The organism is Nitratireductor aestuarii (assembly GCF_014641695.1).
In the GTDB taxonomy this organism is placed as follows: domain Bacteria; phylum Pseudomonadota; class Alphaproteobacteria; order Rhizobiales; family Rhizobiaceae; genus Chelativorans; species Chelativorans aestuarii.
Map to the genome: position 1 here is coordinate 67785 of NZ_BMIF01000003.1, position 22618 is coordinate 90402.

Consider the following 22618-nt stretch of genomic DNA (forward strand, 5'->3'; position numbering starts at 1 on the left):
AACGCCATGGCCCGCACCGCCACGGCGCAGGAGCAGCTTTTTGCCCTGCGCCAACAGATTGCCCGCATAGAAGGCACCCAGCCGGAACGGCTGGAGGGCGGTCGCGCGGGCGGCGAAGAGGTGGAGAAAGCTGACGATTCCGCCGGAATGTTGGTGCGGCGCAACCATCCCGCAGGGCTTTTCCCGCTGGGGGTTGTGGAACTGGACGAGGCCTTGGGCGGGGGGCTTCCACGGGCAGCCCTGATTGAGATCATCGGCAGGCAAACTCGCGATGCCGCGGTGGCGGCAGGGTTCAGTCTCGCCTTGGCGGCGATTGCCCGCAAGGGCAGTGGAAGCCAGTCGCCTCTCCTATGGATCGGCCTTTCAAACTTCTTTTTCGAGACGGGGCTTCCCTATGCACCGGGCTTCACGCGCCTGTTCGGCATCACCTCTGACCGGCTTCTGCTGGTGCACCCGAAGCGCATCGAGGATGCGCTCTGGGTCGCGGAAGAAGCAGCCATTCAGAACCAGTTTGGCGCTATTTTGCTGGAACTGCAGGGAAACCCGGCAAAGCTGACCCTCACGGCCACGCGCAGGTTGAGCCACCGTGCCCGCGCAGCCGGCTATCCGCTTTTCCTGATCCGCCATGCCGGCGAGGAGGAGCCCACGGCTGCGTCCACCCGCTTCCAGGTGAGTTCTGCCGCCTCGACGTTGCGGGAAACAATCGCGGGGACCGTGCCTCGCTCGATCGGCCCTCCGGCATTCGCCGTCACGCTCACCAGGAGCCGCACCGGAAAAGAAGGCACCTTTGTGCTGGAATGGAATTCCCATGACCTTACCTTTGAGGAACGACAGCCTGTTCGAGGGAAACCTCTTCAGCTCGACACAATCCACGCGGCGGATACTGGCAATCTGGCTGCCGCGTCTGGCAACGGATCGCATCCTGCGTCACAGGCACGGAACGGCCTGGCGGCAGGCCGGCAGAAAGCCGGCTGAAGCAACGCCGCCGCTCGTGCTCAGCCACCGCGAGGACAACACGCAGCGCATTGCGGCCATGAATGAGGCTGCGGAGGCGCTCGGCCTTCGCGTGGGGTTGGGAATTGCCGATGCCCGCGCCATGCACCCGGATTTGGAAGTGCTTGAGGCTGATCCGGTGGGCGACGAACGGCTCCTGACCCGCCTTGCGGACTGGTGCGATCACTTCACTCCGCTTGTGGCCATCGATGGCTACGATGGTCTGCTGCTCGACATCAGCGGCTGTGCGCACCTCTTTGGTGGCGAAGATGCCCTTCTGCAGGAGGTGGTGCGCCGCCTTGCAGCGCAGGGCTTTGACGCCCGCGCGGGGTTGGCCCCCACGCCTGGCATGGCTTGGGCGGCAGCGCGTTTCAGTGGAAGGGCCGCCGTCAACATTCCGGCAGGCGGGGAAGGCGAGGCGCTTACGCCCATGCCGCTCGCGGCTCTGAGGATCGCGGAGGAAGCCCAGCGCAAGCTTGAAAGCGTTGGCCTGCGCCGTGTCGGTGCTCTTCTCAATGCGCCGCGCGGGCCGCTTGTCCGCCGGTTCGGAAGGCTGCTGGTCACGCGCCTCGATCAGGCCCTGGGTCTGGTCGAAGAGGCCATTTCGCCCCGTCTTCCCGTTCCGCCCCTATCCGTGGAGCGCAGGCTTGGGGAACCCATCAGCCTGCTTGATGACATCAAGGATCTGCTGCTCCTGCTCGCGCGCACGCTCCGGCAGGATCTGGAGCGCCGGGGCGAGGGGGTGCGCCAGCTTACCCTCTCCCTGTTCCGGGTCGATGGCGTTGTTTCGCGGATTTCCGTCAGCACCTCGCGCCCGCTCCGCGAGCCGCAGGCCATTGCGCTCCTCTTCCGAGAGAAATTCGCTGTCCTGGAAGACAGCCTCGATCCCGGCCAAGGCTTTGAGCTTGTCCGGCTTGCCGCAGCATCCACCGCCCCCTATGTCGAAAAGCAGGAGGACCTGCACGGCGATGCGGTGGTCGTGGAGGATGAGCGTTTTTCCCTCATGGTCGACCGGCTGCGCGCCCGCCTGGGCGATGCCGCGGTGATGATGCCAACGCCTGCGGAGAGCCACATTCCCGAACGCCAGGCGGAATTCATGTCCTTCCGCGACTGGGTGAGACAGCCCGCACGATCCGGTGCGCATCGGTTTGTCATGAATGGCAGGGGCTCTGGTGGCGCCGCTGCGGCCGTGCAACAGGAAGAGGTGACATGGTCGGTCTCTCCCCGGCCGCTTCGCCTGCTGGCAAGGCCGGAGCTTGTCGAAGCGGCAGCCGAGGTGCCGGAGGGACCGCCCTTCTCGTTCCGCTGGCGCAAGGCCCTTTACCGCGTCAGCCGGGCCGAGGGACCAGAGCGGATCGAACCGGAATGGTGGCGGGAGGCTGCCATTTCCGCGGCCCGCGATTATTTCCGCGTCGAGGACATGGAAGGCCGCCGCTTCTGGCTGTTCCGCGAAGGCACCTATGACGGCGAGACCATGCCCCGCTGGTACCTGCATGGCCTGTTCCCATGAGCGATATTCCGCCCTATGCGGAGTTCGGCATTCAGTCGAACTTCTCCTTCCTGCGGGGAGCTTCCCGCCCGGAAGAGCTTGTGCTGACGGCCAAGCTGATGGGCTATACGGCAATCGGCCTTGCGGACCGCAACAGCGTCGCGGGCGTGGTGCGCGCCTGGAAGCAGGCCGAGGAACAGGAGATTGATTATCACCCTGGCTGCCGGCTGGTCTTTAGCGACGACGCGCCGGACGTTCTGGCCTATCCGCAGGACCGGCAAGGCTGGGCGCATCTCTGCCGTATGCTGACGCAGGCCAACATGCGGGAGGAGGCGCAGAAAGGAGCACCACTCCTCTACTGGCAGGATCTCTTCGACTGGGGCGACAACATCTCGCTCGCCATCCTGGCCGACTTTTCCCAACCCGCGGACGCGCTTCTCGCGCAGCTGCAGCCCTTCAAGGACCGCTTCGGCAGGTCTGCGTGGATTGCGCTCGCCCCCCTTTATAAAGGCGATGACCGTTGGCGTTTCGCCCAGGCCGCTTCAATCTCCAATGAGCTTGGCCTGCCGCTCATGGCGACGAATGACGTTCTCTACCATGCGAAGGACCGCCGGGCCCTGCAGGACGTGCTGACGGCCATCCGGTTGAAGACCACTGTGCCCAAGTCTGGCCTTGAGCTGGAAATGAACGCCGAGCGGCACCTGAAACTGCCCCGCGAAATGCAGCGCCTTTTCCGCGATTATCTGCAAGCGCTGGCCGAGACCCAGCGCTTCGCCGCAAGTCTTTCTTTCTCGCTCAAGGAACTGGAGCACAACTACCCCGACGAGGTGTCGGAGCGGGGGCTCACCGCACAGGCTGAGCTGGAACGTCTGACGTGGGAAGGGGCGAAGCGGCGCTTCCCCAAGGGTCTGGAGCCGAAGCACGAGGAGCTGATCCGCAAGGAACTGACGCTCATCGAAAAGAAGAACTACGCCCGCTATTTCCTCACGGTGTTCGACATCGTGCGCTTTGCCCGGCGTCAGCGCATCCTGTGCCAGGGCCGCGGCTCTGCCGCCAATTCGCTGGTCTGCTATTGCCTGGGCATCACCGATGTCGGCCCCGACATCATGGACCATTTGCTCGAGCGCTTCATTTCCGAAGAGCGCAATGAACCGCCGGACATCGATGTCGATTTCGAGCATGACCGGCGCGCCGAGGTGATTGCCTATATTTATCAAAAGTATAGCGAGAAAAATACTGCACTCGCGGCCGCCGTCATCTCCTATCGCGGTCGTTCGGCCATGCGCGAGGTCGCGAAGGCCATGGGCCTCTCCGAGGATATCGTGAATGCGCTCGCGGGCTCCATCTGGGGCTGGTCCAGCAAAGAGGTGGGCGAGCAGGAGGCAGGTGCCGCCGGGCTGGACCGGTCCGATCCGCTGACCCGCCACACCTTCGAGCGCGCCAACGAGATCATGGGCTTCCCCCGCCATCTTTCGCAGCATGTCGGCGGCTTCGTCATCACCAGGGATCGGCTCGATGAAATCGTGCCCATCGTCAAGACGGCGATGGAAGAGCGCAAGATGATCGAGTGGGACAAGGACGATCTCGACAATGTCGGCCTGCTCAAGGTCGATATTCTGGCGCTCGGCATGCTCTCCTGCCTGCGCCGCTGCTTCGATCTGCTGGAGACCCACTACCCGGCGCGGGATTCCTTCGGCCGCCCCTATACGCTGGCCACTTTGCCCCAGGAGGAAAAGCCGGTCTACGACATGATATCGCGTGCGGATACGATCGGCGTGTTCCAGGTGGAGTCCCGCGCGCAGATGTCCATGCTGCCGCGCCTGCAGCCGCAAACCTTCTATGATCTGGTGATCGAGGTGGCGATCGTGCGTCCTGGCCCCATTCAGGGCGACATGGTTCACCCTTATCTGCGTCGGCGTGAGGGAAGGGAGAAGCCCGAGTACCACAATGATGAACTGCGGGCGATCCTTGGCAAGACGCTCGGCGTTCCCCTGTTTCAGGAACAGGCGATGAAGATCGCTATCGTCGCAGGCGGCTTTACCTCCAGTGAAGCCGACCAGCTGCGCCGCGCCATGGCCACCTTCCGGCGCACCGGCGCGGTGAGGCACTATCGCGACAAGCTCGTTGAGGGCATGGTCAGGAAGGGTTACCCGCGGGATTTTGCCGAGCGCTGCTTCCGTCAGCTGGAAGGCTTTGGCGAATACGGCTTCCCGGAAAGCCACGCCGCCTCGTTTGCGCTGCTGGTCTACGCCTCCGCCTGGTTCAAGGCCTATTACCCGGACATTTTTTGCACGGCGCTCCTGAACTCTCAGCCAATGGGCTTCTATGCGCCGGCGCAGCTTGTGCGCGACGCCCGCGAGCACGGCGTGGAGATCCGCGAGCCCGACATCAATTTTTCCGTCTGGGATTCGACGCTTGAGCAGGCCACGTTCAAGCCCTCGCGGATCGCTCCCCAGCATAGGTCGATGCGCTCCATCATCCGCACCGCACATGGGCTGCGGCTCGGCTTCCGCCAGATCAAGGGCCTTGCCCAGCAGGACATGGAGCAGCTCGTCACGCGGCGCGGGGAAGGTTACAAGTCCGTGCGCGACTTGTGGTTGCGCTCCGGCCTGCCCAAGAGCGTGCTCGCCCGCCTTGCCGAAGCCGATGCCTTCCGCTCGATCGGCCTCGACCGTCGCGCAGCGCTCTGGGCGGTCCATGCGCTGGATGAGGCCCGCGCATCGGATCGCCTGCCTCTTCTCGACAGGCGCGAGATCGGCCTGTTTGAGGCCGAGCCGCAGATGGAGCTTCCCGCCATGCGCCCGAGCGAGCATGTGGTGAGCGACTATCGTTCGCTAAGTCTCTCCCTGAAGGCGCATCCGCTCGCCTTCCTGCGTGATCAGCTTAAGCAAAGCGGCGTCGTGCCGAATGGATCGCTCCGGGACAGGCGCAACGGGCAGCGCATTTCGGTTGCAGGCCTCGTCCTCATCCGCCAGCGTCCCGGTACCTCCAAGGGCATCATCTTCATGACCATCGAGGACGAAACGGGCACGACCAATATCGTTGTTCGCACGCAGGTATTTGAAAAATTCAGGCCGGAAGTGCTCGGCTCACGTCTGGTGCGCGTGACAGGCAGGCTCCAGATCGTCTCGGATGTCATCCACGTGATCGCGGAAAAGATCGAAGACCTGAGTAGTTGGCTGAACCTGCTGACGAAGGAGGAAGAGCGCTCAGCTCCGCCCGAGAGTAAACCCGCAGGGCAGGGGAGCCACACCGTCTCCGGTCCGCCACGCGTCGCCGGAGTTTCTGCCGTCATGCCGAAGGGACGGAATTTCCACTGAGGAGGGAAGTAGATGGAAGAGGAGACCGTGATACGGAAGAAAGAACCGTGTCAGTGATCAGTCACCGATAGGTAGGCGCTTATAGCTCCTCGTCCTGAAGCTCGCGCGCTTCGGATGGCAGCATGACAGGCACGCCGTCGCGCACCGGATAGGCAAGGCGCGCGCGTCGGGAGATGAGTTCCTGCTTCGCCGCGTCCCACTCCAGTGTGCCTTTGGTGACGGGGCAGACGAGCAGCTCGAGCAACTTGGGATCGACCGGATTCTTGTTCACGCGTCCGCTATCGACCATCGGGGCAACCTTGTTTCATCAGTCCGGAGCGACCGGCCTCTGGTGAAGAGGCCGAATCGCCGTGATCTTGGTTCAGAATCAGGAGAACAGTAGCGAGGAAAGCTTGCGGCGTCCGGCAAGCGTTGCGCGGTCTGTCATGCCCCAGGCCTCGAACAGCTCCAGGAGCTTCTTGCGCGCGCCGTCATCTTCCCACTGCCGGTCGGCCTTCATGATCGCGAGCAGATGGTCAGCCGCAGCGTCGCGCTCACCGCGCGCATTGCAGATGAGGGCGAGGTCGAATCGTGCTTGATGATCGGCGGGATCAGCCGCCAGACGGCGCTCCAGTTCTGCCGGGTCGCCAAGCTTGGCCACCTGCTCGGCAAGCGCAATCTTGGTCCGTACGGCCGCTACGGCCGGCGCATCCTGCTTGTCCGCCGGCACCTGCTCCAGGAACTTGTGTGCCTGCTCGGCCTGACCCGCGTCGAAGAACAGATCGGCCAGCGCTGCAAGCGCGTCGACATTCTCGGGGTCCTGCTGAAGAATGGCAGCGTAGATCTGTGCAGCACCCTGGGCATCGCCTTCGCTGCGTGCCTGTGCGGCGGCGGCCAGTGCATCCTCGATCTGCGGCGCACCACCCTTGGCGATGCGGTCGATGAACTCGCGGATCTGGCTCTCGGGAATCGCGCCCATGAAACCGTCGATGGGCTGGCCGTCCTTGAAGGCGATGATCGCGGGAATGGACTGCACGCCGAGCTGGCCAGGAATGGCGGGATGCTCGTCGATGTTTAGCTTCACCAGCTTCACGCGGCCACGCGCTTCGCGCACTACCTTCTCGAGTGCCGGGGTGAGCTGACGGCAGGGTCCGCACCAGGGCGCCCAGAAGTCGACCAGCACGGGCTGATTGCGCGATTCGCGAATCACGTCAGCCGTGAAAGCCTGCGTCGTCGTATCCTTGATCAGCTCTGCGTCGGAGGGACCGGCCAGATTGGCCGCGGCGCCGTTGGAAGCACCATAGCTCACACTTTGTGACCCGCCTGCCTGCGAGCTGTAGCCCCCACCCGCATAAGGATTGTTCCGGTCGCTCATCTTAGCCCTTTCACCAGCTCTTACGCCTACCAAGTCCCCGAGCTTTTCGCCCGCGCTGAGATGTGGCGATCATTGCGAAACTTTCAAGATCAACGGCTCGTGCCCCGTCGCCCTGATGAAGCGGATGAGGTCATCCCGCTGGATGGACGTCGTCGCTGCATTGTGGAGAGGATGGCCATTGATGATATTGCTTTCCATTAAGGGCGCATCGAGCACAACCGTCAAATGGTGATTCGTGTCGTTGATCACGCCGAAAACGGTCACCGCGCCGGGAATCACGCCCAAGAGTTCCATCATTGTCTCAGGCTTGCCGAAGGAAACGCGGCCGGAAGCGCCGATAAGGTGGTGTATCGACTTCAGGTCGACCACGGCGTCCTGCTCGAGCGTCACGAGAAAGTGACGGTCCTTGCGGTCGCGCAGGAAGAGGTTCTTCGTGTGCGCACCTGGAATGTGGTCGCAGATGCCGCGCGATTCACTCACGGAGAACACTGGCACATGCGTGTGAGTCGTCACCTTGATCCCCAGCGAGGAAAGGAACTTCATCAGGTCTTCTGGCGTCTTCGGCATGAGAATCCCCAACGAGAAAGCGTGGGAGTTTTGGCAAACGCATCGGCTGATGGCAAGCAAACAAAGGCTCTGCGTGGCCGCGAGCAGGGGGTGCGTCAATCCTGATGAGGCTGATGTGAAAAACTTGCTTTTTCCCTGTTGCAATCGGCCGGGAGTTCGGCCATATAGGCGCCACCTGCAGCGCCTGACGGTGTTGCGAAAGCGGGTGTAGCTCAGGGGTAGAGCACAACCTTGCCAAGGTTGGGGTCGTGGGTTCGAATCCCATCGCCCGCTCCAAAAATGGCACCACGAAAAAGCCGCGCATTGCGCGGCTTTCGTGTTTTCCGGGCCTGCTTAGCGCCGCAAGACGAATCTGTAGAAATCCACATTGTTCGTCACGGTTTCTGATTTTCCCGAGTTGCATTTGTCCCGCAGTTAGGCTTATAAGCGCGCCATCTGCAGCGCCTGACGGTGTTGCGAAAGCGGGTGTAGCTCAGGGGTAGAGCACAACCTTGCCAAGGTTGGGGTCGTGGGTTCGAATCCCATCGCCCGCTCCAAAAATGGCACCACGAAAAAGCCGCGCATCAGCGTGGCTTTCGTGTTTTCGGGCCTGGCAATAAATAAATCCCCCTCCTGCCTTGCAATAACCGCAATAGCCACCTACATTGGCTTTATCGAACTTGCTGAACGAACTTTGTTTCCGCGCTTTGCGCGTTTCTACGATCTTCCTTTTCAATTTCGAACGACCCGCCGTCTGGCACGCTGCCGGGCGACCAACCTCTATTCCAATTGAAAGGGAATAATCATGAACACTGGAACCGTTAAGTTCTTCAATTCCACCAAGGGTTTTGGCTTCATCGTACTCGACAATGGCCAGCCGGACGTATTCGTCCATATCTCTGCTGTTGAGCGTTCGGGCATGACCTCGCTGGTCGAAGGCCAGAAGCTGACTTTCGACGTAGTGAAGGACAACCGCAGCGGCAAGTACGCAGCGCAGAACCTGCAGGCTGCTTAACACTCAGCGGGGTGGCGACACCCTGTGCTGTAGTGCCTAAGGCATGACATCAGCGCTTCGATCCTTGACCACGGATGTACTGGCAGGGACCTTGAGGCGCTTTGAGGAGAGGTCGGGATCTTCCCGGCCTTTTTCATTTAAAGTGGGATGAGGAAAAGTGTGAAGCGGTTTCCCGCCCGCATCCCGCGCTCTAAGGAGGAACATGATGGACCACGCGCTCATCAATTCTGTTTTCACCCCGACTGCCGTAAACAAGCATGAGACCAAGGGCGACGTCACCACGCGGGTGGCGCGCGAGATCCTGGATCAGGAAACGGCCGCACGCGACGCCAAGACCGAACGTCTCCGCGCTGCCCGGCTTGCACGCGAAGCCGCCGAGGCAAGCATCCCCGCAGCCCCCGCGGCCAAGAAGACGGCCAAATCTTCGGCGCGCAAAGCGGCGAAGTAACCCCACGGCTTGCCTGTCGCTGCCGCGCCTTATTGGCGCGAAAACCAGCGCCGTTCTGTCTCCTTGTCCGGCCCCTGAGCTTCTCCTATTGTCCTGCTTCAAGAGCACTCGGACGGCTTGCGCCGTATACGGGTCCGCATGCAACGGGTGACGTCAATTGGTTGAGAAACGGCTGGTAATTACGGGCGCGGTTCTGGGCGGCCTTGCTGTTGCCCTTGGAGCATTCGGCGCCCACGGACTGAAGGCGCGCGTCGATGCGGAAGCGCTCGGCTGGTGGCAGACCGCCGTGCAGTATCACATGTGGCACGCGCTCGCCATTCTGGCGCTCGGCCTCTCGGGTCAGACCTGGGGGCGTCTCCCCAGCTGGCTGTTTACCGCCGGCGCTTTGATCTTCTCCGGAACCCTCTACGCCATGGCGCTCGGCGCCCCGCGCTGGTTCGGCGCCATCACGCCTATCGGCGGCGTGCTGATGATCGCCGGCTGGGCGGTGCTGGCTTTGTTGGCGTTACGGAGAAAAGGCTAGTTATATCGTCTGTCGAATACCGAGATGCTTCTTCGGAAGCATGTCACTGGATCCCACAATCAATTCTCAACGCCCTTGACGCTCCCCATCTTCGCTCTCGTCACCACCAGCGGCGCGTAGTATCGCGCATATCCAACCATCACCAGGATATTCATGTAGAAGCACATGGCGCCCATGTGGGTGGGGTTGAAGAGGTGGCCGTATCGCTCGTTCAGGATGATCGCGTTGTACCAGACGATGAAGGTGATCGGCAGGCAGATGATGAGCCCGAGCGGCACGAAGCGGTTGAACACCAGCATCAGACCGCCGATGATCTCCCAGGTTTTTACGACATCGTAGAGGCCGACTTCCATCAGCGTCACCAGCAGTTGGCTCGAGAGCGGCGCGTTGCGCACGAGATGCGGGAAGATGCTGGGCAGTCCGAACTCTGTCAGCCAGTAGGACGTGCCAGTCACGATCATCCAGCAGCCGAGATAGATCCGCATCGCGGAGAGGGCGAGCTTCGTGACAGTCCCGACATTCCATTCGTATTCGATCATGCGTGACATGGTTTACCTCCGTCCGTCGGCGATGTAGCGGGTCATCCGGTCGATCCGCCCACCACGCTGGCCGATATGGATGATGTCGATGACAGTGATCGGCGCGGCGCCTTCCTGCTCCAGCCGGTGCACCACGACGACGTTGCAGCCGTCGCTGACCATCGGCCCAAGCTGAGTGGAACGGTATTGGCTGCCGTGGACGAGTTCAGGAAAAGCCTCAGGCTCATAGTCCGCGTTCGGATCGATATACGCGGCTAGCGCGTATATGCTCTTGCCGCGTTCGAAAATCTCGGAGCGGAAGTCGGACACTGTGTGCTTCGGCGTCTTGTGGATCGCCGGACCCCACTTCCATTCCGGGACGACGTGCAGCTGGTAACAAATGTTCCCGAGGAAAAGGAAAGCAACAAGAATCGAGAGTATGGATAATCTGCGCTCGGAAATCAGGTGCTTGTTGTGCAACATAGCCTCCGTTCGTGACAAACGTCGGCCGCGCTTATGCCAGAAGAAGTATAGGTCCCGCAAGAATTAGGGACCGGATTACTTCATAGCGCATCAATATGTATTGTTTTATATTGAATAATTCTGGGCTATAAAATATTGGCGCCGGCTTCTTTCATCTGTAGGATCATCGCGTCGAGGGAGCCATTGAGGTCAATCGCACGGCAGGCTTCCAGCAGAACGGTCACGTCAAACCCGTGCTGGCAGGCGTCGATGACGGAATAGGCTACGCAGAAGTCAGTCGCGAGTCCCGCGAGTACAACCTTCCGTATACCGCGGTCGCGCAGATAACCCTCAAGGCCGGTCGTCGTCTTGCGGTCGTTCTCGTAGAAGGTGGAATAGCTGTCGATCTCGCGGCGAAAACCCTTGCGGATGATCAGCTCGGCCTTCGTTACGTCGAGATCAGGATGAAACTCCGCGCCCTGGGTTCCCTGCACGCAATGGTCCGGCCACAGCGTCTGCGCTCCATAGGGCATCTCGATGGTCTCGAACGGGGCCTTGCCCGGATGGGACGAGGCGAAGCTCAGGTGTCCTGCCGGGTGCCAGTCCTGCGTCAGGATAACGTTGTCGTGCTCCTGGATCAGCCTGTTTACGATCGGCACGATCTCGTGCCCGCCTTCCACCGCCAGCGCTCCGCCGGGGCAAAAATCGTTCTGCACATCGACAACGATAAGCGCTTCATCGGCCATGGATCAGACCTCAGGCAGGAAAGACGGAAAGGGGAGTGAATATGGGATTGTGGTCCGAAATGTGGAGGAGGGAGCATTTCGCCAGGAAACGCTCCCCTCCGAGGCCAGATAAATCAGGCAGCCTGCTTCTTCGGCGTGATCAGGCCGCGTGCGAGCAGCAGTTCGGCGATCTGCACGGCGTTGAGTGCTGCACCCTTGCGCAGGTTGTCGGCAACGACCCACAGGGAGAGACCGTTCTCAACCGTCGCGTCCTCGCGGATGCGGCTGATGTAGGTGGCGTCTTCGCCAGCACTTTCGTAAGGCGTGATGTAGCCGCCGTCTTCCTGCTTGTCGATGACCAGGCAGCCTGGAGCCTCGCGCAGGAGGTCGCGTGCCTCTTCAGCCGTGATTGGCTTTTCGAACTCGATGTTGACGGCTTCGGAGTGACCGATAAAGACCGGCACGCGGACAGCGGTGCAGGTGAGCTTGATCTTCGGATCAAGCATCTTCTTGGTCTCGGCCATCACCTTCCATTCTTCCTTGGTGTAGCCGTCTTCCATGAAGACGTCGATGTGCGGAATCACGTTGAAGGCGATGCGCTTGGTGAACTTCTTGGTCGAGATCGGGTCGGCCACGAACACGGCGCGGGTCTGCTCGAACAGTTCGTCCATGCCTTCCTTGCCGGCGCCCGAAACGGACTGGTAGGTGGCGACGACGACGCGCTTGATGGTGGCGCGCTCATGCAGCGGCTTGAGGGCTACGACCAGCTGTGCGGTGGAGCAGTTCGGGTTCGCGATGATGTTCTTCTTGCGGAAACCGTCGACGGCCTCCGGATTGACCTCGGGCACGATCAGCGGAACTTCCGCGTCGTAGCGCCAGGCCGAGGAATTGTCGATCACGACGCAGCCCTGCTGGCCGATGCGCGGAGACCATTCCTTGGATACGTTGCCGCCGGCGGACATCAGCGCGATGTCGGTGTCGGAGAAATCGTAGTTCTCCAGCGCCTGCACCTTCAGCGTGCGATCGCCGTAGGAAACTTCGGTGCCCTGCGAGCGGCGCGATGCGAGCGCTACGACTTCGTCAGCCGGAAAGCCGCGCTCTTCCAGGATGTTGAGCATTTCACGGCCGACATTTCCGGTCGCACCGACGACAGCGATCTTAAAACCCATGAGTCCACTACTCCTGTTCTCTCCGCTAGCTTCGGATCAAACCCGCCGGCCTCGCGGGCTCTGCTCCTCCCCCGGCTTGTCTCGGGGAGAGAACGAGTGAGCCAAGGAAGATTAGACCGTTTTGAGGGTCGTTTTGGCCGTCGTTGTTTTAGTAAAGCGGAGACACGCGCTGCCGCTTGCGGCCGCGTCTGGTAAGCTGGCAATGATAAGCGCATGAAAGGCGCACATGACCGAGCAATCTCCGTTCAGCGGTGCTTTTTACGCAGAATTGGTGTGAAGTCAATTGTCATGGGTGCTGCGCAAGCCTGCACAGCGCGCATAGCGGCGTCGGCCAAATAAGCGTTACTGCGCCACCAGCACCACCCGGCGGTTCCTGGCGCGGCCGTCGTCGTCATCATTCGGAGCAGCCGGAGCCAGCGGACCAACGCCACGCGCGTCGATCCGGTCCTTCTTGATCCCGCGCTTCACCAGCTCGGCCGCAACTGCCTTGGCGCGACGGTTGGAGAGGTCGAGGTTGTAGTCCAGCTTGCCCTGGCTGTCCGTGTGGCCGACGACGTAGAACTTCAGGTCGTTGCTCTTGAGGTAGTTTGCCATCTCCACGAGCTGCGGCTCGGACTCTGCCTTGAGCTCCGCCTTGGCCGTGTCGAAATAGAGGCCGTAGAGCGCGATGCTGCCCATGCTGGCGATGGTGGAAGCCATCTCGGCGCTGTCGATGGTGCGCATGAGATTGTCCATCGCCTTTGGCTCGGCGATCTCAACGAGAGCCGTCACCCGATCATTCAGCGCCGCGGAATAGTCGCCGAAGGTGCCGCCGCGGTTGAGCGCCACGAAGAGGCTGACGAATGTCCCGTCCTTCTTCATCAGGGCATAGCGGATATCTTGCCCGCCGTCGAAGACAGAGCTGACGAACCGCGTGCGGTCGCCCGTCACGGTCGTGTTGCTGACGTGGGTATCCTTGTTGTTCCAGTGGTATTTGAGTTCCTTGAACGGCTCGCCGCACTCGTCCGTGCCTGCGCACTGGAACACGGTCTCGAATCCATCGCCGCTGAGTTTGTCGTAGAAATTGCGGAACACCTCCAGCGTCGAACGCTCTGTCGGGGTGATGTAGATGGTCCGGGTGACCTTCCCCTCCGCCTTCACCGTTTCGGTGAAGTGCTTGCCGCCTTGGTAGTCGGCCTTGCCGGCGGCAAACGTGATCTCATTGAAAGCCGCAACACTCTGCAGCAGGATCCTGGAGTCGCCGTAGCGGCCGGTGAGGGGATGGTCCTTGGCGCCGGGCTGATCCTCCGAAAATACTTTCTGGTATTCTGCGGCGTCGGCGGTCATAGCCCCGGCAAGAAGGGCGAGGCAAACAAGAGCAGCTTTGATCAAGGCACGATATCCCAGAAAAGATTGGTCTATTCGATGGGTATGCTTGCTGATCCTGATATTGAATTCCGAAGTCCGCTGAAAATCAAATAATTTATTAGCCAACAAACAAAAACGGCCCCTCGAAATGAAGGGCCGTCGATGCGAAGCGCTGATAGTTTGTATCAGGCAGCGAGTGCGCGGTACTTGGCGATGATCGCGTCGCCCATGGCCTCGGTGCCAACTTCGTTCATGCCCTCGGACATGATGTCCTTGGTACGCAGACCGTCGTTCAGAACCTCGGCGATTGCCTTTTCCAGGCGGTCGGCTTCCTCGATCATGTTGAACGAGTAGCGCAGGCACATCGCGAAGGAAGCGATCATGGCGATCGGGTTTGCAACGCCCTGGCCGGCAATGTCCGGCGCGGAGCCGTGCACCGGCTCATAGAGCGCCTTGCGCTTGCCGGTAACGCCATCCGGTGCGCCGAGCGATGCCGACGGCAGCATGCCGAGCGAACCGGTGAGCATCGCTGCAACGTCAGACAGCATGTCGCCGAACAGGTTGTCGGTCACGATCACGTCGAACTGCTTGGGCCAGCGAACGAGCTGCATGCCACCGGCGTCGGCCAGCATGTGGGTCAGCTCCACGTCGGAATACTTGGCCTTGTGAGTAGCCGATACGACCTCTTTCCAGAGCACGCCGGACTTCATCACGTTGTGCTTTTCCATGGAGCACACCTTGTTCTGACGGGTACGCGCCAGTTCGAAGGCCACGCCTGAAATGCGCTCGATCTCGAACGTGTCATAGACCTGCGTGTCGATACCGCGCTTCTGGCCGTTGCCGAGGTCGATGATCTCCTTCGGATCGCCAAAGTAGACGCCGCCGGTGAGCTCGCGCACGATCAGGATGTCGAGGCCTTCGACAACTTCCGGCTTGAGCGAGGAGGAAGCAGCGAGCGCCGGGTAGCAGATGGCCGGGCGAAGGTTGGCGAAGAGCTCCATGTCCTTGCGCAGGCGCAGGAGGCCGGCTTCCGGACGCACTTCGTAGGGCACGCTATCCCACTTCGGTCCGCCAACGGCGCCGAACAGCACAGCGTCAGCGGCGAGCGCGAGCTTCATGTCCTCTTCGGAAATGGACTGGCCATGCGCATCATAGGCAGAGCCGCCGACGAGACCGGTTTGTGTTTCGAAGCCTGCGTTGAAGTCGGAATTCAGAACGTCAATGAGGCGGGTAACCTGAGCCATGGCCTCGGGGCCGATGCCGTCGCCAGGAAGAAGAAGAAGCTTGCGCGTTGCCATGGGAAATCATGCCTTCTGCATCACAAAACAGGGCCTCTTGCTAAACGCCATGGAAGCGTTCTGCAAGATGACTCTACCGCATAATGGTACGCTTTAGGGGCGCGACTGCTTCGCTTCGCGCAGATTTCGCAGGGTGAAGCGGTTCCACGCCGTCTCAGCCCTTCAGTTGCAGCAGAGCTTCCTGACGTAGGTGTTGGCGTAAGTCATGAAGGAATCGTCTGGAATCTGATGGCTGCTTTTCAGACGCTTCAGGACAGCCCTTCCGTTGCCTTCTTCGAAGGTCCCTCTCAGAGTAACGGCATACCAGGCGTTCGATGCAAGATAGACGTCTAGGTTCAACGGAGAAGCCTCAGCGAAACGGATCGCATCATTCAGGTTGTCGTAGCTCTTGATCTGCAGGTGACGGCGATTGAATGGCCCGCTGTCAAACTGGTCGACGTAGACCCAGGTATGGTGCATGTAGCCGGTTATTCTTCCAGATTGGACGCGGTACCACCGGTCCTGATTGTCGAGGATTCGAAGCGAAGTACCGTTCTGCAAGGTCGCAAGAGTGGGCGAGTCTCCATTCGAATCCAGCTTCACCGGGGCCTTGCCTTTGGGATGTCTCACGCGCCCGGATCGAGCCTCCGGAATGGTCAGCCGGTTTTCGCTGATGCCGGATACAGAGCGCGGCGGACTGGCCGGTGGGCGAGGGGTGAACGTGTTGCTTGAGGTGGCAACAGACGTTCCGCTGATCGTTGTGACCCGGTACTTTTCCATTTCGCTGCGGGAGAGATAGCGGATGTCGTTGCTGTCATACTGCAAAGCAAGCTGGAGAAGTGCGGGGTCGACACCCATTTCTCCCATGAACATGATGACTTCCGCGGTTAGCGCCTGAACGTGAGACACCGCCTCTTCCGTGGAGAGCCTGGAGCTGTCGCTATAAGACGACTTATGGACGCCGATCGAGCCCGCCTCCGCATATCGCTGAACGCCTCCCATGAATGCCAGAGAACAGGCAGAGGAGCACTCGCTGTCGCGGAACTGGATGGTGCCGAGTTGGTTGGAGCGGATGAGGCGGCCTAGCTCCATCGCCTTTGCTATGTTTCCGCCAGGTGAGTTGAAGGTGACGACAGACGCATCGTGTCTGAGCACGACCTGCTCAAACTCGCGGAGGTTGTCATCGTAAGAAAAACTGCCACTCACCAGGATGAAGCTGTACCCCTCGGATGTACTGTGCGCGGTGTATGAAAGGTCAGCATGTGCATGATGGCCACCGAACGCAGTGACGCCGACCACCAACAGAATTAGTCGCAAAAATATGCTCATACCCGCTCCCCGTTCGACAAATATGAGCTGGCGCGGGGTAGGCCGTCAACAGCATTGAGAGATTGAACTTCTAGGCGCTTTCGCCGAGACTGCCTGCATGACCGATACCATCCCACATCCTGCCGGAACCTGGCTTGAGCCTAGGACTCGATCGCTCGTCGATCATGCTGATCTCATGGCGCGCATGGGCAAACAGCAGGCTGTGCTGCTGGGCGAGACCCACGACCGGTTCGACATTCATCGCTGGCAGCTTCATGTAGCGGCGGGGCTACTCGCCACTGGCCGCAGGCTCGTCATGGGATTCGAGATGTTTCCGCGCCGGGTGCAGCCGGCGCTCGATGCGTTCGTGGCGGGCGAGCTGGATGCGGACGCCTTTCTGGAGAAGGCGGAATGGAAGACGGTCTGGAACTTCGATCCGGACCTCTACCTGCCGCTTTTCCATTTCTGCCGCCAGTTCAAGGTGCCGATGCGCGCGCTTAACTGCTATCGCGCGCTGGTCACCCGCGTAGGCAAGGAAGGCTGGGATGCCATTCCGGCAGAAGAGCGCGATGGGCTGACCCCCGCGAAGCCGGCCACTATGGAATACCGCCAGTACCTTTTCGATGTTACAGGCGGCGCGCGACCGGATCGCGAGGCGAAGTCGGCGGACCACCTGGCCTTCGACCGTTTCGTGCGAGCCCAGCAGACCTGGGATCGCGCCTTCGCCTGCAACATCGCTTACGCGCTTGAGGATGATCCTGAAGCGCTCGTCATCGGTATCATCGGCCGTGGCCACCTCGAATATGGCTACGGCACGCCTTTTCAGCTGGATGATCTCGCGATCACGCGCGTTTCCGTCCTGCTCCCGTCAGACGAGGATTTCGAGTCGGAAGAAACTCCCATTGCTGACGCCATCTTCCGTCTGGACACGTCGGACCGAGCCCAACCGCAGCGCCGCGACCCGCCGCCGCTTCCCGAACAGCATCGGTAGCAACCAGACTCAGCAAGATCCGCAGCAGCTGCGCGGCCGTGCGCCTCCGCTGCCGCCTGCTCTGTTCCGCCAGCCTTGCAGGACTGCAAAAAGAAACTCCCCGACACGGCGGTCGAGGAGTTGAGAGGAAGCCGCTCAGCAGAGAAAGGCGTTTGCTCAGCTGTGGACGATCTTGGTCCCGAGCACATTCAGGCACTCGCGGATGAAGGCCGCAAGGGCTGTCCAACCCTTGGCCGAGACCATGTTGCCGTCGACCAGCGCCTCGGTGGGCGAGAGGTCGACATATTCGCCGCCAGCAAGAATGACCTCGGGCTCGCAGGCGCCGAGCGCGCCGACGCGCTTGCCGCGCACGACGCCATCGACCGCAACGAGGATCTGCACGCCGTGGCAGATCGTGAAGATCGGCTTCTTGGTCTCATGGAAATGGCGGACGATCGCCTGCACGCGCTTGTCGGTGCGGATGTATTCCGGGCCGCGGCCGCCAGCGCAGTAGACTGCGTCGTACTCCTCGAGGCGCACTTCGCTGAAGGTCTTGTTGAGCTGGAAATAGTGGCCGAGCTTTTCCGTGTAGGTCTGATGCCCTTCGAAGTCGTGCAACGACGTGGCGATCATGTCGCCTGCCTTCTTGTCCGGGCAGACCACGTGAACAGTGTGACCTACGGCTTCCATGGCCTGCTGGTAGACGTAGATCTCGTATTCCTCGGTGAACTCGCCCACGAGCATCAGGATTTTCTTACCAGGCATGTTCATCACTCCTTGAGTCTCAGGATGGCTTGAGCGGCGGACCGGTGAGGCCCGCCGCCATTGATCAGATCAGAACGGGGAGTCCGGGAAGTAGAATTCCTGTGCGTTCTCCTTGGTGATGCGCGGAGCATCGAGGATCACCTTGCCGCGGACAGGCGCCTGGCCGTTGAGGTTGGCCGCGGTCAGGTAGATCGCGGTCTTGATCATCGACGGCGGGTAGGGGGTGGAGATCGGCGTGATCTCATCGCCCTCCATCACCTTCTCGATGATCTCCTTCATGCCGTTGGCGCCAAGCGCGAACTTGATGTCGGTACGGCCAGCCTGCTGGGTGGCTTCGAGCACACCGAGCAGCATGTCGTCGTCGTTCGCCCAGACAGCGTCGATCTTCGGATACTTCGCGAGGAAGTCCTGCATCACCTTGAAGGCATCGTCGCGGTTCCAGTTGGCGTACTGGATGTCCAGGATCTTGATGTCGCTGCCTTCGAGCGCGTCCTGGAAGCCCTGGATGCGCTCGTCGTCGATCACGGTCGGAATGCCGCGCAGGACGACCACGTCACCCTTGCCGAGCTCCTCGAGCAGGAACTGGGCAGTGGTGGAGCCCACCGCGATGTTGTCGCCTGCGACATAGAGATCCTGGATGGTCTCGTCGGTCAGGCCACGGTCAACGACGGTGATGAAGGTGCCCGCTTCCTTCACCGACTGGACCGGGCCAGTCAGCTCTTCGGAAGTGAAGGGCAGGATCACCAGCGCATCAGGCTTGCGCGTGGCTACGAGGTCCTCGAGCACGCCCACCTGAGCGACGGCCGAAGGCGAGGTGTTGACGATGACGTCGATGTTCGGGAACGCGGCCTTGACCTCCTTGGCCGCTGCCTCGGCGTGATAGACGACACCGCCGGTCCAGCCGTGCGTTGCGGCCGGAATGGAGACGGCGATCACCTTGGTGTCCTGGGCCAGTGCCGGCGCGGCGCCGAGAAGCGCCACCGCACCAGCCAGTGCGAACATAGTCCTCTTAATCATTACTACTCCTCCCATAATAATGAGCCACTGTGAAAAGACGCGTGTCGTGTGGCTCCGTCACGACCGTCTCGAGAACCTCTGGATCAGCATGGCGACGATGATGATGACGCCCTGAACAGCTGCCACGAGGTACTCGGAGATGAAGTCCGAAAGCACCATCAGGTTGGCGATGAACTCGAGGATCACTGCACCCGCCAGGCTGCCCCAGATATGACCCTTGCCTCCTCGCAGGGCCGTGCCGCCAATGACGACGGCTGTGATGACCTGCAGCTCCCACAGCAGGCCGGTGGTAGGTGTCGCGGCGCCGAGGCGTGGCACGTAGCAGATGGCCGCGATGGCGACGCAGATGCCCTGAATGACGAACGCGAGCGTGCGAATCCGGCCGACCGAGATGCCGGAGAAGCGCGCCACCTCGACGTTGGCGCCAACCGCGGCGCAGCGCCGTCCGAACTTGGTCTTGTAGAGGATGAACGAGCCGACGATGGCGACGGCCGCGCAGACAAGCACCGGGATCGGAATGCCCATCACCGTGCCGAAATAGAGCGGCCGGAAGGGCTCGCGCAGCGAGCGGTCGATCGGGATCGAGCCGCCGTTCGACATGAAGGTGATGAAGGCGCGATAGACGCCCATCGTGCCCAGCGTCACGATGAAGGGTTCGATCTTGCCGAGGGTTACGACCAGGCCGTTCACCAGGCCGCAGAGCGCTCCCACGCACAGTACGAAGACGATGCCGGCAGGGATGGCGTTGGCGCCCCATGTCGGAACAAGCCAGTTCATGAACAGGATCATGGCTCCCGCGGCGAAGGCGGCCATGGAACCGACCGACAGGTCCAGACACCCCGACGAGATGACGAAGGTAGCGCCCACCGCGATGATGCCGATGAAGGTGGCGCGGGTCACGACGTTGGTGATGTTCGTGGGCGACAGGAAGTCGGGATTGATCAGGTAGCCCACGACCACCAGAACGGCGAGCGCGATGAACGGTCCGAGATCGACCCAGTTGATGCGCTGGAATACCGACTCCTTGCTTACAAGTTCAGAGGTGGTGTCGGTCACGTGCATTCTCCTCCCTAGACCCAACGGCGCCGGAACCGACCGTGGCGGCCAGCACCACGGCATTCTCGGTGACGTCCCCATTCCTGAGTTCCGCCGTAATCCTCCCGTCCTTCATGACGAGCACGCGGTCACACAGACCCACCAGTTCCTGCAGTTCCGACGATATGACGATGCAGGCCTTGCCCTGGCGCACGAGCTCATCGATGAAGCTGTAGATCTGGCTCTTGTTGCCGATGTCGATGCCGCGGGTCGGTTCGTCGATGATGACGATCGAGGGGTCCTGCAGCATCGTCTTTGCCAGCAGCAGCTTCTGCTGGTTTCCTCCCGATAGCTGCCCAGCCTCGAGCTTCTTCGAGCGCACGCGGATGTCGTACCGCCGGATGGCGCCATTGAGCTCGGCGTTCTCGATACGCTCGTCGGTGTAGATTTTTCTGTAGAGCCAGGAGAGAGCGCTGAGCACGAGGTTCGGCGCCAGCCGCTCCCGCAGCAGCAACCCCTTGCCCTTGCGGTCCTCGGTCAGGTAGCCGATGCCTGCCTCGAAGCCATCGGCGACCGACCTGATCTGGACCGGCTTGCCGTTCACGCGGATGGCTGCTGCCTTCGCCGGCCTCAAGCCGAGGATGCCCTCGAAGATCTCCGTCCGCCCGGCGCCGATCATGCCGCCGAAACCCAGCACCTCGCCGGGCCGGGCGACGAAGGACGCCTCATGAACGAAGCCGGGAACAGAAAGGTGCTCGACCTCAAACAGTGGATCGGCGGCGCTGGTGCCGCGCTTGTGCGGATAGAGCATCGAAAGTTCGCGTCCGACCATCAGCCGCGCCATGTCCTGCTGGGTGACGCTACCGGCATCGTAGGTGCCGATCATATTGCCGTCGCGTAGCACGGTGATGCGATCGGCGAGCGCCTCGACCTCATCGAGTCGGTGCGAAATGTAGAGAACGGCGACCCCCCGGTCTCGGAGCGCCCGGATCTTGTCGAGCAGCAGATCCACTTCGGAGGCGGTGAGGACGGCGGTGGGCTCGTCGAAGATGACGATCCTGTGCTCCTCCAGTAGCCCGCGGGCGATCTGCACCATCTGCCGCTGCGCGATCGACAGCTCACGTACGAGCTGCCAGGGGCGCGCAGTGCAGCCCAGCGCAGCCAACTGACGGATGGCGATCTGCTCCATCGTCCGGTCATCGATCACGCCGTGACGCGTGACCTCGCGGCCAAGGAACAGGTTCTCTACGACCGTCAGATCCTCGGCGAGCAGGATTTCCTGATGGACGAGCACGATGCCGCGCCGTTCGGCGTCGGCGGGCCCGTGGAAGGCCATGTCCTCGCCAAGATAGTTGATCGTTCCGAAGCTGGGCTGGATGTGGCCGGATATCAGACGCATGAGCGTGGACTTGCCAGCGCCGTTCTCGCCTATGATCGCATGAATCTCACCGCCATGGATGGAGAGGTTGACGTCACGCAGAACCGTGACCGGACCATACTGCTTGCCCGCTCCGGTCAGCCGCAACAGCTCTGCGGTCTCCGCAGGAGGCGCCGACCTTATCTCAAGCGCAGCTTCCATCATTGCTCGAACACCGGCAGCAGGCGGTCCCGCGACCGCTCGATGTGCACGCGCATCGCGGCCTCGGCAGCGTCCGCGTCGCGCGCTTCGAAGGCTGAGATGATGGCCTCGTGCTCGGAAAGTGCCTCTTCCGTAACCCGCGAGTGAAACATCAGGCGGAAGATATGGTAATGCACGTGCTGGTGGGCGAGCGTGGAGCGCATCAGCTCGTTGCCGCCCATCTCCATGATCATGTCATGGAACACCGCATCCTCGCGAGCGAACTGCGAATAGCGGATCCGCTCGTCACCCTTTTGGCCCCGGCTAGCCATGACGCCGGCCGCCTCGGTGAGGCGGGCAAGGCTGTCATCGTCCAGGCTCGCGACCGCCTGGCGAGCGGCATAGGGCTCGATCAGCAGGCGCATCTCGTAAAGATCAAGGAACTGCTTGGCATTGAGCTGCGGCGCGGCCCGATATCCCATGAGATGGGTTTTTAAGACGAGCCCTTCACCCTCCAGGCGCCCCAGTGCCTCGCGAACCGGAGTTTGAGAAACGCCAAGCTCACGGGCCAGATTGTCGACCGTGATGCGGGAGCCCGGCGCGATCCTCAGCGACATGAGCTGCGCGAAGATCGTCTCATAGACTTCGTTGGCAAGGCTGGAGGGACGCCGGATGGTCGTTGTGCCGGGTGTCTCGCTCGCTGCGCTGTCCTGTGTCTGAGCTCGTCTTGCCATTGCTTCCTCTCGCTATTGAATTTCAATTAGCACGATGCTACACGA

The 22618-nt window shown here is 61.4% G+C and carries 23 protein-coding genes and 2 tRNA genes; 10 read left to right on the top strand and 15 right to left on the bottom strand.

Going from position 1 to position 22618, the window contains the following annotated elements; genetic code table 11:
• Window positions 1-6 precede the first annotated feature (6 nt).
• Genes IEX27_RS21330 through IEX27_RS06440 form a run of 3 tightly spaced genes read left to right on the top strand, consistent with a single transcriptional unit; the run spans window position 7 to window position 5802 of the window.
• Window positions 7-975, top strand: coding sequence for an ImuA family protein (locus tag IEX27_RS21330; protein WP_244630252.1), 969 nt, complete (start codon window positions 7-9; stop codon window positions 973-975).
• Window positions 923-2503, top strand: coding sequence for a Y-family DNA polymerase (locus tag IEX27_RS06435; RefSeq protein WP_280516471.1), 1581 nt, complete (start codon window positions 923-925; stop codon window positions 2501-2503). Before IEX27_RS21330 ends, IEX27_RS06435 begins: the two co-directional genes overlap by 53 nt.
• Window positions 2500-5802, top strand: coding sequence for an error-prone DNA polymerase (locus IEX27_RS06440; protein ID WP_188720132.1), 3303 nt, complete (start codon window positions 2500-2502; stop codon window positions 5800-5802). The genes IEX27_RS06435 and IEX27_RS06440 overlap by 4 nt, the downstream gene beginning before the upstream one ends.
• 79 nt (window positions 5803-5881) lie before the next feature.
• Here IEX27_RS06440 and IEX27_RS06445 read toward each other — a convergent pair whose 3' ends face one another.
• From IEX27_RS06445 to IEX27_RS06455, 3 genes are all read right to left on the bottom strand, one after another.
• Window positions 5882-6091, bottom strand: a complete 210-nt coding sequence (locus IEX27_RS06445; protein WP_188720133.1) for a Trm112 family protein — start codon at window positions 6089-6091, stop codon at window positions 5882-5884.
• Window positions 6092-6169: 78 nt separating this feature from the next.
• Window positions 6170-7156: a thioredoxin gene (gene trxA, locus IEX27_RS06450; protein WP_188720134.1), complete on the bottom strand. Its 987-nt coding sequence runs from the start codon at window positions 7154-7156 to the stop codon at window positions 6170-6172.
• A gap of 69 nt (window positions 7157-7225) precedes the next feature.
• Entirely contained in the window at window positions 7226-7723 is a 498-nt protein-coding gene (locus IEX27_RS06455; RefSeq protein WP_188720135.1) for a prolyl-tRNA synthetase associated domain-containing protein, read from the bottom strand.
• A gap of 201 nt (window positions 7724-7924) precedes the next feature.
• On the opposite strand from IEX27_RS06455, the gene IEX27_RS06460 reads away from it, so the two are divergent.
• From IEX27_RS06460 to IEX27_RS06485, 6 genes are all read left to right on the top strand, one after another.
• Window positions 7925-7999: transfer RNA gene (locus IEX27_RS06460), tRNA-Gly, on the top strand.
• A gap of 185 nt (window positions 8000-8184) precedes the next feature.
• Window positions 8185-8259, top strand: a tRNA-Gly gene (locus tag IEX27_RS06465).
• Entirely contained in the window at window positions 8232-8495 is a 264-nt protein-coding gene (locus tag IEX27_RS06470; RefSeq protein WP_188720136.1) for a hypothetical protein, read from the top strand. The genes IEX27_RS06465 and IEX27_RS06470 overlap by 28 nt, the downstream gene beginning before the upstream one ends.
• A 12-nt stretch (window positions 8496-8507) precedes the next feature.
• Window positions 8508-8717, top strand: coding sequence for a cold-shock protein (locus tag IEX27_RS06475; protein WP_188720137.1), 210 nt, complete (start codon window positions 8508-8510; stop codon window positions 8715-8717).
• A gap of 205 nt (window positions 8718-8922) precedes the next feature.
• On the top strand, window positions 8923-9165 hold the full coding sequence (locus IEX27_RS06480; protein WP_244630253.1) for a hypothetical protein: 243 nt from the start codon (window positions 8923-8925) through the stop codon (window positions 9163-9165).
• A 157-nt stretch (window positions 9166-9322) separates the two neighbouring features.
• Window positions 9323-9688, top strand: coding sequence for a DUF423 domain-containing protein (locus IEX27_RS06485; RefSeq protein WP_188720139.1), 366 nt, complete (start codon window positions 9323-9325; stop codon window positions 9686-9688).
• 59 nt (window positions 9689-9747) lie between these two features.
• On the opposite strand, the gene IEX27_RS06490 is transcribed toward IEX27_RS06485, so the two are convergent.
• The 7 genes from IEX27_RS06490 to IEX27_RS06520 all read right to left on the bottom strand — a co-directional run bounded on the left by IEX27_RS06490 (window position 9748) and on the right by IEX27_RS06520 (window position 16515).
• A complete protein-coding gene (locus IEX27_RS06490; protein ID WP_188720140.1) occupies window positions 9748-10236 on the bottom strand; it encodes a DoxX family protein in 489 nt (162 codons plus the stop codon).
• A gap of 3 nt (window positions 10237-10239) precedes the next feature.
• Window positions 10240-10689 (bottom strand): hypothetical protein, encoded by a 450-nt coding sequence (locus tag IEX27_RS06495; RefSeq protein ID WP_188720141.1) that lies wholly within the window; start codon window positions 10687-10689, stop codon window positions 10240-10242.
• Between the two features lie 125 nt (window positions 10690-10814).
• On the bottom strand, window positions 10815-11414 hold the full coding sequence (gene pncA, locus IEX27_RS06500) for a bifunctional nicotinamidase/pyrazinamidase (RefSeq protein ID WP_188720142.1): 600 nt from the start codon (window positions 11412-11414) through the stop codon (window positions 10815-10817).
• A gap of 113 nt (window positions 11415-11527) precedes the next feature.
• Entirely contained in the window at window positions 11528-12562 is a 1035-nt protein-coding gene (locus IEX27_RS06505; protein ID WP_188720143.1) for an aspartate-semialdehyde dehydrogenase, read from the bottom strand.
• 342 nt (window positions 12563-12904) lie between these two features.
• Window positions 12905-13933, bottom strand: a complete 1029-nt coding sequence (locus IEX27_RS06510) for an OmpA family protein (protein WP_188720144.1) — start codon at window positions 13931-13933, stop codon at window positions 12905-12907.
• A 161-nt stretch (window positions 13934-14094) separates the two neighbouring features.
• Complete coding sequence (gene leuB, locus IEX27_RS06515) at window positions 14095-15207, bottom strand: 3-isopropylmalate dehydrogenase (protein WP_188720145.1); 1113 nt, start codon at window positions 15205-15207, stop codon at window positions 14095-14097.
• A gap of 162 nt (window positions 15208-15369) precedes the next feature.
• Window positions 15370-16515 carry an SH3 domain-containing protein gene (locus IEX27_RS06520; RefSeq protein WP_244630254.1) on the bottom strand — a complete coding sequence of 382 codons (1146 nt, stop codon included), beginning with the start codon at window positions 16513-16515 and terminating at the stop codon, window positions 15370-15372.
• A 97-nt stretch (window positions 16516-16612) separates the two neighbouring features.
• Between IEX27_RS06520 and IEX27_RS06525 the strand changes: the two genes are divergently transcribed.
• On the top strand, window positions 16613-17485 hold the full coding sequence (locus IEX27_RS06525; RefSeq protein WP_188720146.1) for a ChaN family lipoprotein: 873 nt from the start codon (window positions 16613-16615) through the stop codon (window positions 17483-17485).
• A gap of 156 nt (window positions 17486-17641) precedes the next feature.
• Here IEX27_RS06525 and IEX27_RS06530 read toward each other — a convergent pair whose 3' ends face one another.
• The 5 genes from IEX27_RS06530 to IEX27_RS06550 form a co-directional block, all read right to left on the bottom strand.
• The gene (locus IEX27_RS06530; protein WP_188720147.1) at window positions 17642-18229 is read right to left on the bottom strand and encodes a DJ-1/PfpI family protein; all 588 of its coding nucleotides are present in this window, start codon (window positions 18227-18229) and stop codon (window positions 17642-17644) included.
• A 69-nt stretch (window positions 18230-18298) separates the two neighbouring features.
• Complete coding sequence (locus IEX27_RS06535) at window positions 18299-19246, bottom strand: substrate-binding domain-containing protein (RefSeq protein ID WP_188720148.1); 948 nt, start codon at window positions 19244-19246, stop codon at window positions 18299-18301.
• 57 nt (window positions 19247-19303) lie between these two features.
• Complete coding sequence (locus IEX27_RS06540; protein ID WP_188720149.1) at window positions 19304-20308, bottom strand: ABC transporter permease; 1005 nt, start codon at window positions 20306-20308, stop codon at window positions 19304-19306.
• Entirely contained in the window at window positions 20283-21860 is a 1578-nt protein-coding gene (locus IEX27_RS06545) for a sugar ABC transporter ATP-binding protein (RefSeq protein ID WP_188720388.1), read from the bottom strand. The genes IEX27_RS06540 and IEX27_RS06545 overlap by 26 nt, the downstream gene beginning before the upstream one ends.
• Window positions 21860-22573 (bottom strand): GntR family transcriptional regulator, encoded by a 714-nt coding sequence (locus IEX27_RS06550; protein WP_188720150.1) that lies wholly within the window; start codon window positions 22571-22573, stop codon window positions 21860-21862. Before IEX27_RS06550 ends, IEX27_RS06545 begins: the two co-directional genes overlap by 1 nt.
• Window positions 22574-22618: the final 45 nt, after the last annotated feature.

Bases quoted from the DNA above. Each gene is read 5' to 3' on its own strand.
- IEX27_RS21330 (WP_244630252.1), top strand. From the start codon at position 7: ATGGCCCGCACCGCCACGGCGCAGGAGCAGCTTTTTGCCCTGCGCCAA.
- IEX27_RS06440 (WP_188720132.1), top strand. From the start codon at position 2,500: ATGAGCGATATTCCGCCCTATGCGGAGTTCGGCATTCAGTCGAACTTC.
- IEX27_RS06445 (WP_188720133.1), bottom strand. From the start codon at position 6,091: ATGGTCGATAGCGGACGCGTGAACAAGAATCCGGTCGATCCCAAGTTG.
- trxA (WP_188720134.1), bottom strand. From the start codon at position 7,156: ATGAGCGACCGGAACAATCCTTATGCGGGTGGGGGCTACAGCTCGCAG.
- IEX27_RS06455 (WP_188720135.1), bottom strand. From the start codon at position 7,723: ATGCCGAAGACGCCAGAAGACCTGATGAAGTTCCTTTCCTCGCTGGGG.
- IEX27_RS06475 (WP_188720137.1), top strand. From the start codon at position 8,508: ATGAACACTGGAACCGTTAAGTTCTTCAATTCCACCAAGGGTTTTGGC.
- IEX27_RS06480 (WP_244630253.1), top strand. From the start codon at position 8,923: ATGGACCACGCGCTCATCAATTCTGTTTTCACCCCGACTGCCGTAAAC.
- IEX27_RS06490 (WP_188720140.1), bottom strand. From the start codon at position 10,236: ATGTCACGCATGATCGAATACGAATGGAATGTCGGGACTGTCACGAAG.
- IEX27_RS06495 (WP_188720141.1), bottom strand. From the start codon at position 10,689: ATGTTGCACAACAAGCACCTGATTTCCGAGCGCAGATTATCCATACTC.
- pncA (WP_188720142.1), bottom strand. From the start codon at position 11,414: ATGGCCGATGAAGCGCTTATCGTTGTCGATGTGCAGAACGATTTTTGC.
- IEX27_RS06505 (WP_188720143.1), bottom strand. From the start codon at position 12,562: ATGGGTTTTAAGATCGCTGTCGTCGGTGCGACCGGAAATGTCGGCCGT.
- leuB (WP_188720145.1), bottom strand. From the start codon at position 15,207: ATGGCAACGCGCAAGCTTCTTCTTCTTCCTGGCGACGGCATCGGCCCC.
- IEX27_RS06520 (WP_244630254.1), bottom strand. From the start codon at position 16,515: ATGAGCATATTTTTGCGACTAATTCTGTTGGTGGTCGGCGTCACTGCG.
- IEX27_RS06525 (WP_188720146.1), top strand. From the start codon at position 16,613: ATGACCGATACCATCCCACATCCTGCCGGAACCTGGCTTGAGCCTAGG.
- IEX27_RS06530 (WP_188720147.1), bottom strand. From the start codon at position 18,229: ATGCCTGGTAAGAAAATCCTGATGCTCGTGGGCGAGTTCACCGAGGAA.
- IEX27_RS06535 (WP_188720148.1), bottom strand. From the start codon at position 19,246: ATGATTAAGAGGACTATGTTCGCACTGGCTGGTGCGGTGGCGCTTCTC.
- IEX27_RS06540 (WP_188720149.1), bottom strand. From the start codon at position 20,308: ATGCACGTGACCGACACCACCTCTGAACTTGTAAGCAAGGAGTCGGTA.
- IEX27_RS06545 (WP_188720388.1), bottom strand. From the start codon at position 21,860: ATGGAAGCTGCGCTTGAGATAAGGTCGGCGCCTCCTGCGGAGACCGCA.
- IEX27_RS06550 (WP_188720150.1), bottom strand. From the start codon at position 22,573: ATGGCAAGACGAGCTCAGACACAGGACAGCGCAGCGAGCGAGACACCC.